Below are 8217 nucleotides of genomic sequence, written 5' to 3' on the forward strand. Positions count from 1 at the left end.
GTCCTGGTGGTCGGTCCTGGTGGTCGGTCCTGGTGGTCGGTCCTGGTGGTCGGTCCTGGTGGTCGGTCCTCAGCCGGCCTCGCCGGCTCCCGCCCCATCACCCACCGCCGCTGGCTCCGTCAGCTCTGCGCGCAGCTCGATCAGGCGCGAGCTGCCGATCTCGTCGACCATCGTTGAGGCTTGGCTCCAGGTTGTGGCGGCGGTGGTGGTGTGGCCGAGGGCGGCTTGGGCCTGGCTGAGGCGGAGGAGGCTTTCGGCGTGGCCGGCTCGGTCTTCGATGGTGGCGCGGAGGTTGGCGGCGTCGGTCAGGAGGGCGGCTGCTTCCTCGGCGCTGTTGTTGGCGGTGTGGGCGGTGCCGAGGGCGTTCAGGATGTAGGCCTCGATGTAGGGCCGTTCCGCTTTGCGGGCCAGGGGTAGTGCCTCCTCCAGGGCCTCGGCGGCTTCGGCGTGGTCGCCGCAGGCGGTGAGGGCTTCGGCGAGGTCGGCGAGGCCTGCGGCCGTGCGTTCTGGGCTGTCGATCATCCGTAGGACCTTGACCATCTTCTGCTGGTTGGTCACGGCCTCGCGGTAGTGCCCCGCCTTCTGCAGCACCCAGCCGTAGGCGTTGTACGCGATCACCAGCAGCCGCAGGTCGCCGACCTGCTCGGCGGCCTCGACGCCGAGCCCGGCCGCGTCCAGTGCCTCGGCGTGGCGCCCTAGGTGGCCGAAGGCGTAGGCCTGCACGCTCAGGATCCGGGCAAGCCCCAGGGGGTCGCCGTCGCGCTGCGCGGATCGCAGGGCCACGGTGAACGTCTCGGCCGCCTCGGCCCAGCGGCTGCTCTGGGCGAAGAACAGGACGAGCTGGGAGGCGAGTACCCAGGGCTCGGGACCGGGCAGGTCCGAATCCGCGGAGACCACGGCGGCGTGGATGTTGGTGATCTCCACCAGGAACCACTGCCAGGCCGCGTCACGATCGGCGAACTCCGGTACCGCCTCGGACGCCGAAAGCCTGGACAGCAGATCCCAGGTGTTCGTCCGCGGCGCCAGGTGGTCGGCGGCTGATGAGGCAGCGTGGCAGTACCAGTGGACCAGCCGAGTTATCGCCGACGATCGGCGCGAAGTGTGGTCGGCGTCTTGTTGCACGGAGGGTGCGGCTAGTTCCCGGGCGAAGTCCCGCAGCAGGTCGTGCATGAAGTAGCGGCCGGGGATCACGCTGTCGACGAGGTGCGCGTCCAGCAGCACGTCCAGGGCATCCTCGGCATCGTCGAGCGGAACGCCGGCCAGAGCCGCGACCGCCGCCACCGAGATGTCCGGACCGCCCACCAGCCCGAGCAGGGTGAAGACCAGAGCGGGCGACGAATCAGGACGCGTACCGGCGGGCAGCCCGCGGAAGCTGACCTCGAAGCTGGCGCGCGCCGCCAGATCTCCGATCCGCAGCTCGTCCAGCCGCCGGTGCTCGTCGTCCAGACGCCTCGCCAAAGCCTGTACCGGCCACGAACGTCGAGCCTGGAGCCGCGCGCCGACGATCCGCAGCGCGAGCGGCAGGCCCGCGCACACCCTCAGGATGTCTTCGGTGGCCTCGGGCTCGGCGCGCAGGCGCTCGGCCCCGACCAGCTCGTCCAGCATGTTCAGCGCTTCGGTCGCCGACATCGGCTCCAGGTCGAGGCGCGCGGTGGCCGGCAGGTCGGTGAGCCGCGATCGACTCGTGACGAGAACAGCGCAGCCCGGCGAGGCCGGCAGCAGCGGCAGCACCTGCGCGGCGTTACGAGCGTTGTCGACGACGACCAGCAGCCGCTTGCCGTGCGTCAGACTCCGGAACCGCGCCTGCCGGGCCTCGGCGTCCACCGGCACCGCCTCCGCCGGAGTCCCGAGGTCCACCAGCCACTGCCGCAGCACCTCGGCGGGGTCCCGCGTCGCGGCGTCCATGCCGTGCAGGTCCACGAACAGGTTCCCGTCAGGGAACTGATCCGATACATGGTGCGCCGCGGCGACGGCCAGGGACGTCTTGCCGAGGCCGCCGCCGCCGGTGATCACCGCGACCGGCACCTGACCGGCCCGGCCCGAGCGGACGGTGATCGCCTCGTGCAGGAACTGGATCTGCTCGTCGCGGCCGGTGAAGTCGCCGATGAGAGCTGGGAGTTGGGCCACGGCGATGGCTTCGGCGGCCGGTGGTGTCGATGGCGATGTAGAGAACTGCGGCTGCGGCTCTACTGCCACATCCGGTGCCGCCGCCGAGCCGGAGCCTTCCTCAGTCTCCATCTGCAAAGCAGGATCCTGATTCAGCATCCGCTGATACAGCTCCCGCAGCTCGACCGAAGGCTCGACCCCCAGCTGCTCGTCCAGCAGGTTCCGCAACCGCCGGAACGCCTCCAGCGCGTCGGCCTGCCGCCCCGCCCGATACAGCGCCAGGCTCAGCTGACGCCACGCCGGCTCGTGCAGAGGCTGCGTCGCCGTCAAGTCCAGCAGCTCCCCGACCACCTCCCGGTGCCGCCCCAGATGCAGGTCCGCGTCGATGCGAACCGTCTGCACCAGCAGCCGCTCCTCCCGCAGCGCCCGCAGCCGGCTGGCCAGGTCCAGGCCGACGATCCGCCCGGCCAGCGGCTCGCCCCGCCACAGCTCCTGCGCGGCGGTGAGCAACGCGGCCGACTCGGCCCACACGCCGCCGGAAGCCAGCCGTCTGCCCTGCCGCGACAGTTCCAAGAACTCTGCGACGTCGAAGCCGACGCCGTCCAGGTCGAGCAGGTAGCCCGACGGCCGCGTGGTCAAGCGCTCGGCCAGCACCGGCCCGAGAAAGCGCCGCAGTCGGCTCAGGTGGTTGCGCAGCGAGTCGACGGCGGCCATCGGCGGCCGCTCCGGCCAGACGGCGTCGATCAGCACGTCGAGCTGAACCGCCCGCGGGCTGCTCAGCAGCAACACGACCAGCACAGCCTCGGGGATGCCCGGCGGCAGCTCCTCCGGCCCGGCCCCGTCGTCCACCGTCGTCGGTCCCAGTATGGCGAAACGCACGGCCGAGCCTCCCGTTGTGCGTCTAGCAATGTCCTTACAGCCTAGGCGGCCAGACACAGGCTACGCCTTGCCCTTCCACAATTCGTTCGGAATATGGGCCTGTTATTACCCTACCCGTCGCACGTCTTCCATCAGCCGTTCAGCCGGCCCGATTCAGATGTTCAGCACACCGAGTCAGGGGATCACATGTCGAAGCAGCTCAACCCGTCCACCCCGGTCGGCACCGGCCGCGGGGCACGCCGCCGGGGCGCGCTCACCGCCGCGGCCGTGCTCGCGCTGTCCGTGCCGCTCGCGGCGTACGGCGCCACCACGGCCCAGGCGCAGACCGCCGCCAGCTTCGGCCCGGGATCCGGCTCCGGATCCGGCTCGACGTTCCTCGACGGCTTCGGCCACGAGCAGTGGACGACGACGACCGTCGCGCCCGGCGTGCAGGTCAGCACCGTGACCATCAAGAACGCCGGCGTGACCCCGTTCTGGACCGTCGCCCTCGAACAGCCGGTCACCAGCACCATCACCGGCAACCCCGCCAACGCCGAGGTCGCCTCCCACGCCTGGGCCCAGACCACCGCCGCGCAGCTCCAGGCCCACGGCTTCCAGGCCCGCGTCGAGGCGGTCCAGTGGCCGCACTACTCGGACACCCCGCACGGCCTGATGGGCTACCGGGTCCGGGTCGGCCAGTTCCCGACCCAGGCCGCCGCCGGCACCGAGCTGGCCGCGATCAAGGCCGCCGGGTTCACCGCCATCACCGAGTGGACCGGCTACGACGTCCAGACTCCCGCGGACGTGGAGAACATCCACGTCGCCGTGATCAACCCGCGCGTCTTCGACGGCAAGGTCGAGGCCACCCACGACGGCAACGTCGCGCAGCGCCTGACCACGTCCTCCGTCGCCGCGCAGCTGGGTGCGCTGGTCGGCGTCAACGGCGGGTTCTTCGTCACCTCCAACAGCGACGGCGTGCAGGGAACCCAGTCCGGGCTCGGCGTCTACGACGGCAAGCTCGAGTCCCTGTCCGCCGGCGCGCGCGGCGCGCTGGTGATCAAGGACGGCGGCAAGCACTTCGAGATCGCCAACCTGAACAGCACCGCGTCGGTCCGGTCCGGCTCGGCGGTCTCGCCGATCCAGGGCGTGAACCGTGTGCCGGGCCTGCTCCGCGACTGCGGCCGGCCCAACGCGGTCCCCACGACGCATCCGATCCAGGACATCACCTGCACCGAGGCCAACGACCTGGTGCTGTTCACGCCGGAGTTCGCGACCGCGCTGCCGACCGGGGCCGGGACCCAGGTCGTGCTCGACGGGTCCGGCACGGTCGTCTCGGTCGGCGCGCGCGGCGGCTCGGTCCCGGCTGGCGGCACCGTGCTCCAGGGCATAGGCACCGCAGGGACCTGGCTGACCGCGCACGCGGTAGTCGGGCACCACCTCGCAGTAAAGGAGTCGGTCACCGACGTCGCCAATGGCCACCGGCTGCACCTGTGCGCGAACGACAGCATCGTCAGCGCCGCTCCGATCCTGATCCACAACGGCCGGATCGCCGTCGACGCCGCGACCGAGGGCGTCCTCAAGCCGCAGGACCTGTCCTACAACTTCCAGTGGGCCAACGCGCGCCAGCCGCGCACCATGGCCGGCACGGACGCCAAGGGCGACCTGCTCCTGGTCACGGTCGACGGCCGCCAGAAAGCCGGCAGCGAGGGCTTCACGTTGTATGAGGAGGCGGAGTTCATGCGCTCGCTCGGCGCGGTGCAGGCGCTGAACCTCGACGGTGGCGGGTCCACGGCAATGGCAATCGACGGCAAGCTGGTCACCAACCCGTCGGACGCGACCGGTGAGCGGGCGGTCGGGGACACCGTTCAGGTGCTGCCGTAGTTGCGGTAGCTGCTGCTACTGCGGCAGCTACCGCAACCACGCCGCCGGCCTGGTCAGCTCAATGGGGCTTGACCAGGCCGGCGTTATAGGCGGCGATCACCAGCTGCGCCCGATCGCGTGCGTCCAGCTTCATCAGCAGCCGGCCGATGTGGGTCTTGGCCGTGGACAGGCTGACGTGCAGATGCGCCGCGATCTCGACGTTCGACATGCCGAGGCCGACGAGCGTCAGGACTTCGCGTTCGCGGTCGGTGGTGTCCTCCAGGACACCGACGGGACGCCGGGACGGTTCCGGGCGCCGGGTGAACTCCTCGATGACGCGCCGGGTCACGCTCGGCGACAGCAGGGCCTCGCCGGCCGCGACGACGCGGATCGCGGTCAGCAGATCGGCCGGCGGCGTGTCCTTGAGCAGGAAGCCGCTCGCTCCGGCACGCAGCGCCGTGAAGACGTACTCGTCGATGTTGAACGTGGTCAGGATCAGGACACGGATCGGCGGCGACGGCATCGCGGCGGTGATCTGGCGCGTCGCCTCGATCCCGTCCATGCCCGGCATCCGGATGTCCATCAGGACCACGTCGGGGTGTTCGCGCGCGGCGAGCTCGACCGCCTCGGCGCCGGTGGCCGCCTGACCGACCGACGACAGGTCCGGCGCGGAGTCCACGAGCAGGCTGAAGCTGCCGCGCACCAGCGCCTGGTCGTCCGCCACCAGGACCCGGACAGTCATGATCCGGCCTCCTTCAGCGGGAAGCGGGCCGACACCCGGAAGCCGCGGCCGGGCAGCGGTCCGGCATGGAAGTCGCCGCCGTACATGGTGATCCGTTCACGCATGCCGACGATGCCGTGGCCCAGGCCTGAGATCCGGCTGTCGGCTCCGGCATGACCGTTGTCCGTCACCTCCACGGTCAACACCTCCTCCTCGTAGCCGACGGTCACCCGGCAGGCGTCCGTGGCGGCGTGCTTGACCACGTTGGTGATCGCCTCCTGGATCACCCGGTAGGCGGCCAGGTCGATCCCCGCGGAGACCTCGGTCCGCTCGCCGCGGATCTCCAGGGCGACCCGGAGCCCGGCATCGGCGGTCCGGGCCATGAGTTCGCCCAGGTCATCGAGCCCTGGCACGGGGACCAACCCGGGTGCGGTCCGCACGATACCGGCCCGGGGCTCGTTCCCGGTCTCGTTCCCGGTCTCGGCGGCGTTCGCGTCGGCGTCCTGGTCGGCGTCGTCATCGGCTCGCAGCATCGCCAGCAGGGCCCGCATCTCGCGCAGCGCGCCGCGGCTGGTCGTCTCGATCGACCCCAGGGCGCGCGCCGCCTCGTCAGGGTTCGACTTCACGACGTAGTTGGCGACGCCGGCCTGGACGGCGATCAGGCTGACGGTGTGCGCGACGACGTCGTGCAGTTCGCGGGCGATCTGCAGCCGCTCTTCGCTGCTGATGCGGCGGGCTTCGGCCAGTTGTTCGCGTATTTCCTGCGCGGCTTGTTCCTGGGCCTTGGCCGTGTAGGAACGCTGCTGCTGGAGCGCGTAGCCGGCCAGCCAGGAGGCCACGACGTAGACGCCGCTCTCCGCTGCGGAGCGGCCGGTGTCGCCGGCGCTGGCGTTGCCGGGACCTGCGGCGTAGATCCCGAATCCGACGCCCATCGCGAGCACGGTGGCAAGGAGGAGCCAGAGCGCTTCGCGCCGGGGGAACCGCAGCGGGATGAGCGATACGGCGTAGCAGGCTCCGAGCGGGATGAAGACCGGAGCGTTCACGGCGGTGCCGGCGATGGCCAGTGCCGAGCCGACCACGACGACCGCGAGGACGGCGCGCGGCCAGAGCCGGCGAAGGGCGACGGGGAGGGACGCCAGGATCAGGATGGCGACGGCCAGCCATCCCGGGTAGCGCAGGTATGGCACCTTGCTCGGCGCCGCCGCCAGGACCGCGACCACGCAGTCGACGGTGGCCCACTGCCACGGCCGCAGGCGCAGGCGCGCGATGCGGGTGACCAGCGGCGGGCTGTAAGGGTCCATACCATGACGGTACCGGCGCAGTGCTTGGGCGCGCGTCGGTCTCAGAGACGATATCCGGCGTCATACTTCAGGCCAGATCGGGGCGCGGAGATCGATGCCAGGGTCCGACGACTCGTGGGGGCTGTGGGCGCCACTGTGGATCACATGAACGCCGCCATCGGAACCGCCATCGAGACCCGTCAGCTGGGCAAGCGCTACCGCAGCCGCTGGGCCCTGACCGACTGCACGCTGAGCATCCCCGCCGGCCGTGTCGTCGGCCTGGTCGGCCCCAACGGCGCCGGCAAGACCACGCTGCTGAACCTCATCACGGGTCATTTGGCGCCCGACTCGGGGACGATCCAGGTCTTGGGTGGTCGGCCCGGGAGCGGTCCGGGGCACCTGGCGAAGGTCGGCTTCGTGGCGCAGGACACGCCGACGTACCTGGGGCTGTCCATCGCCGACCACCTGCGGCTCGGCGCGCGGCTGAATCCGAGGTGGGACAGGTCGTATGCCGAGGAGCGGATCAAACGGCTGGCGCTGGATCCTCGGCGGAAGGCGGGCAGGCTCTCCGGGGGTCAGCGTGCGCAGTTGGCGTTGACGATGGCCATCGCCAAGCGTCCTGAGCTGCTGATTCTGGACGAGCCGGTCGCTTCGCTGGATCCGCTGGCCCGGCGCGAGTTCCTGGACGAGTTGCGGGAGGCGGTTGTCGAGCGGGCGACGACGGTCATGCTCTCCTCGCACCTGGTCTCGGATCTCGAAGGGTTCTGCGACTACCTGGTTGTGATCGCGGCGTCGCGTATTCAGGCGGCGGGGTTGGTTGATGACTTGCTGGCTGCGCAGGGCGACGAACTTGCCGACCTGGAACAGCTGGTTCTGGCCTATATGAGCCGCGCTTCGCGGTCGGAAGTGGAGGCTCAGCGATGATCTGGCTTGTCTATCGGCAGTTCCGGGCTTCGGCGGTCGCCGCTGCGGCTGTTGTTGTCGCGTTCGGTGTCGCGCTGGTGGCGACGGCGTCGGGGCTGTCAGGGCTCTACGATTCCAGCGGCCTGCGGTCGTGCGGCGTGTCGTGCACGGCCGCGACGACCGACTTCCTCACGGCGATGAAGGCGGATGCGGTCTATCCGGTGCTGTACTTCACCGGTTTCGGACTGCTGCTGCTCACGCCGGCGCTGATCGGGGCGTTCTGGGGCGCGCCGATGATCACTCGCGAGGTGGAGGGGCGCACGCTGCGGTTCGTGTGGCATCAGAGCGTCACGCCGACGCGCTGGGCCGTGATGAAGATCGCGATGCTGGGGCTGGCGAGCATGGCGTTCGCCGGGCTGGTCAGCCTCGCGTTGAGCTGGTGGGCGGCGCCGATCGATGAGGCGGGCGGGTTTCCGGTCGGGGGTGGGC

The 8217-nt window shown here is 70.6% G+C and carries 6 protein-coding genes; 3 read left to right on the top strand and 3 right to left on the bottom strand.

Features of this window, described 5'->3' with window-relative positions; genetic code table 11:
- Positions 1 to 69: 69 nt before the first annotated feature.
- Entirely contained in the window at positions 70 to 2985 is a 2916-nt protein-coding gene (locus GWK61_RS50555; protein WP_194921096.1) for an AfsR/SARP family transcriptional regulator, read from the bottom strand.
- Positions 2986 to 3171: 186 nt separating this feature from the next.
- Between GWK61_RS50555 and GWK61_RS50560 the strand changes: the two genes are divergently transcribed.
- Positions 3172 to 4845, top strand: coding sequence for a phosphodiester glycosidase family protein (locus GWK61_RS50560; protein WP_194921102.1), 1674 nt, complete (start codon positions 3172 to 3174; stop codon positions 4843 to 4845).
- Between the two features lie 58 nt (positions 4846 to 4903).
- On the opposite strand, the gene GWK61_RS50565 is transcribed toward GWK61_RS50560, so the two are convergent.
- Positions 4904 to 5566 (bottom strand): response regulator transcription factor, encoded by a 663-nt coding sequence (locus GWK61_RS50565; protein ID WP_194921103.1) that lies wholly within the window; start codon positions 5564 to 5566, stop codon positions 4904 to 4906.
- Complete coding sequence (locus tag GWK61_RS50570) at positions 5563 to 6846, bottom strand: sensor histidine kinase (RefSeq protein WP_194921104.1); 1284 nt, start codon at positions 6844 to 6846, stop codon at positions 5563 to 5565. The genes GWK61_RS50565 and GWK61_RS50570 overlap by 4 nt, the downstream gene beginning before the upstream one ends.
- Positions 6847 to 6990: 144 nt before the next feature.
- Between GWK61_RS50570 and GWK61_RS50575 the strand changes: the two genes are divergently transcribed.
- Both GWK61_RS50575 and GWK61_RS50580 read left to right on the top strand, forming a co-directional pair.
- Positions 6991 to 7749, top strand: a complete 759-nt coding sequence (locus GWK61_RS50575; protein ID WP_194921105.1) for an ABC transporter ATP-binding protein — start codon at positions 6991 to 6993, stop codon at positions 7747 to 7749.
- Positions 7746 to 8217: ABC-2 membrane transporter-related protein (locus GWK61_RS50580; protein WP_228564320.1), on the top strand; the 472-nt coding region annotated here is incomplete at its 3' end. The genes GWK61_RS50575 and GWK61_RS50580, both read left to right, overlap by 4 nt.

This window comes from Catenulispora rubra, from assembly GCF_015356825.1.
GTDB lineage: Bacteria > Actinomycetota > Actinomycetes > Streptomycetales > Catenulisporaceae > Catenulispora > Catenulispora rubra.

Excerpts from the sequence above, each read along its gene's own strand:
- GWK61_RS50575 (WP_194921105.1), top strand. The coding sequence starts at position 6,991 with ATGAACGCCGCCATCGGAACCGCCATCGAGACCCGTCAGCTGGGCAAG.
- GWK61_RS50560 (WP_194921102.1), top strand. The coding sequence starts at position 3,172 with ATGTCGAAGCAGCTCAACCCGTCCACCCCGGTCGGCACCGGCCGCGGG.
- GWK61_RS50565 (WP_194921103.1), bottom strand. The coding sequence starts at position 5,566 with ATGACTGTCCGGGTCCTGGTGGCGGACGACCAGGCGCTGGTGCGCGGC.
- GWK61_RS50570 (WP_194921104.1), bottom strand. The coding sequence starts at position 6,846 with ATGGACCCTTACAGCCCGCCGCTGGTCACCCGCATCGCGCGCCTGCGC.